At 71.9% G+C, this 2,077-nt stretch carries 1 protein-coding gene; it reads left to right on the top strand.

The window, feature by feature from the left end:
• Positions 1-2,077 (top strand): type I polyketide synthase (locus AAHZ94_RS33180; protein WP_349997417.1); only part of this gene is annotated, 2,077 nt, incomplete at both ends.

The following is a 2,077-nucleotide window of genomic DNA, read 5'->3' as shown; positions in this document are numbered from 1 at the left end:
CGCCGCCAACACCTACCTCGACGCACTCGCCGAACACCGCCGCGCCCTCGGCCTCCCCGCCACCAGCATCGCCTGGGGCCCATGGGCCGATGCGGGCATGGCGGCGGACGAGACGGCCGTCGACTTCTACCGCCGGCGCGGCATGGCACCACTCGATCCGGAGCTGGCCGTCAAGGCGCTCCAGCACGCGCTCGGGCAGGACGACGCCACGGTGACCATCGCGGACATCGACTGGGCGAAGTTCCCGGCCAGCTTCACCGCACACCGGCCGAGCCCCCTCCTCGCCGACCTGATGCCGTCCACCACCGCCCCGCAGGTGGGTGCTGAGGCACCGGGGGCGACCAGCGCGCTGCGCCAGCGACTCACCGGCGCCGATCCGACAGCCCAGCTCACGGTGGTCGTGGAGCACATCCAGACGCTGGCCGCGGCCATCTTGGGGCATGCGAACCCGGAGTCGATTCCGGCGGCCCAGCCGTTCCAGGAGATGGGCTTCGACTCGCTGACCGCGGTCGAGCTGCGGAACCAGTTGGCCACCTCCACCGGCCTCGACCTGTCACCTGCACTCATCTTCGACCACCCCACGCCGACCGCGCTGGCGCGCTTCCTTCGCGGCGAGCTCACCGGCCAGCAGGGCGCCGCAGCCACCCCGGTGGCCAGCGCGGCGGCCCAGGACGAGCCGATCGCGATCGTGGGCATGGCCTGCCGCTACCCGGGTGAGGTGGGTTCCCCGGAGGAGTTGTGGGACCTGGTGGTGGCCCAGCGGGACGCGATCAGCGAGATGCCCACCAACCGGAACTGGGACCTGGCCGCGCTCTACCACCCCGACCCCGAGCACCACGGCACCAGCTACGTCCGTGAGGGGGGCTTCCTCCACGACGCGGCCGAGTTCGACGCCGGCTTCTTCGGGATCAGCCCGCGCGAGGCGCTGGCCATGGACCCCCAACAGCGGCTCCTCCTTGAGACAGCCTGGGAGACCTTCGAGAACGCCGGCCTGGACCGCGAGGCGCTGCACGGCAGCAACACGGGTGTGTTCGCCGGCGTCACCTCGCAGGACTACCTGTCGCTCACCGGCGACACGGCCAGCGACGTCGAGGGTTACGTGGCCACCGGGAACATCGGCAGCGTGGTCACCGGACGCATCGCGTACTCCTTCGGGCTTGAGGGCCCGGCGGTGACGGTGGACACGGCCTGCTCGTCGTCGCTGGTGGCGATGCATCTGGCGGCTCAGGCGCTGCGCCAGGGTGAGTGCAGTCTGGCGCTGGCCGGCGGTGTCACCGTGATGGCCACGCCGGGCGCCTTCGTGGAGTTCTCGCGACAGCGCGGGCTCGCGCCTGACGCCCGGTGCAAGCCGTTCGCGGATGCCGCCGACGGCATGGTGTGGGGCGAGGGGGCCGGTCTCGTCCTGCTGGAGCGGCTGTCTGACGCCCAGCGCAACGGGCACCAGGTGCTCGCCGTCCTCCGTGGTTCGGCCGTCAACCAGGACGGTACGAGCAACGGCCTGTCCGCCCCGAACGGGCCCTCGCAGCAGCGGGTCATCGGCCAGGCCCTCGCCAACGCCCACCTCACCGCGGCCGAGGTGGACGCGGTGGAGGCGCACGGCACGGGTACGACCCTGGGTGACCCGATCGAGGCTCAGGCCCTGCTCGCCACGTACGGCCAGGACCGGCCCGAAGGCCAGCCCCTGTGGCTGGGCTCCATCAAGTCCAACATCGGACACACCCAGGCAGCGGCCGGCGTGGCCAGCGTCATCAAGATGGTGAAGGCCATGCAGCACGGCCTGCTACCCGCCTCGCTGCACATCGACACACCCTCGTCGAAGATCGACTGGGCGGCCGGGGAAATCCGGCTGCTGTCCGAGCCGACCGCATGGCCGGAGGCGGACCGGCCGCGCCGGGCAGCCGTCTCCTCGTTCGGCATCAGCGGCACCAACGCCCACCTCGTCCTGGAACAGGCACCACAACCCCCCGCACCGCTCGGCCCCACGCACGACGACGGCGCCGTGCCGTGGCTGGTGTCGGCGCGTAGCGGTGAGGCGTTGCGGGCCCAGGCACGGTCCCTGGTGGAACGGGTCACCACC

The organism is Streptomyces sp. HSW2009 (assembly GCF_040240285.1).
Lineage (GTDB): Bacteria > Actinomycetota > Actinomycetes > Streptomycetales > Streptomycetaceae > Streptomyces.
The sequence above is the reverse complement of the archived record's forward strand: the minus strand, read 5'-3'. Positions and strand labels throughout refer to the sequence as shown.